Raw genomic sequence first — 767 nt, 5'->3', positions numbered from 1 at the left:
ACCCTGAGCGACGGCAGCGTGGTGATTTTCTGGGATACCAGCGACAGCGGGGCAAACGGCTCTGACATCCGCGCGGTGCACTACCGCGTGGACGCGGAGACCGGCGCGCTGACCCTGGTGGGCAGCGGTGACTTCATCGTCAACGGCTATACCACCGGCAAGCAGTACAAGCCGGTCGGGGTGGCGCTGGAAGATGGCGGCTACCTGCTTATCTGGGGCTCGGATGGCGGCGACGGGGATGGCTCCGCCATCTACGCGCAGCGCTTCGACGCCAACGACCATAAGGTCGGCCGCGAGTTCCTGGTGAACACCACCACGGCGGGCAACCAGGGCAACGGCGGCGACTCGGTGGACGCCACCCACATCTTCGACGCGGTGCTGACGGCGGACGGCAGCGTCTATGTCACCTGGCAGTCGGATAACGTGGACGGCGCGGGCACCGGCATCGAGGGTATCGTGATCGACGTGGACGCGGCGTTCTACTCCGAGTACATGGTGAACACCACCACCACCGGCGCGCAGACGGTCTCCTCCGTCACCGGCCTGCCGGACGGCGGGGCGATCGTGGTGTGGCAGTCGGCAGGCGGCGACGGTTCCGGCAGCTGCATCAAAGGGCAGCTGCTGGATGCGAAGGGCCAGCCGGTGGGCGCGGAGTTCACGGTGAACACCACCACGGCGGGCGATCAGCTGACGCCGCAGGTGGCGGCGCTGGCGGACGGCAGCTTCCAGGTGGTCTGGAGCACCGACTCTGGCGTTCATATCAAGGG

1 protein-coding gene is annotated in these 767 nt (G+C 67.4%); it reads left to right on the top strand.

What is annotated here, in order from left to right:
- On the top strand, positions 1 to 767 hold a 767-nt coding region (locus tag AAH450_RS21060; protein WP_342911928.1), incomplete at both ends, for a hypothetical protein.

The sequence above is a fragment of the Erwinia magellanica genome, from assembly GCF_039023495.1.
Taxonomy (GTDB): Bacteria; Pseudomonadota; Gammaproteobacteria; order Enterobacterales; family Enterobacteriaceae; genus Erwinia.
This window is presented reverse-complemented; position numbering and strand designations above follow the sequence as displayed.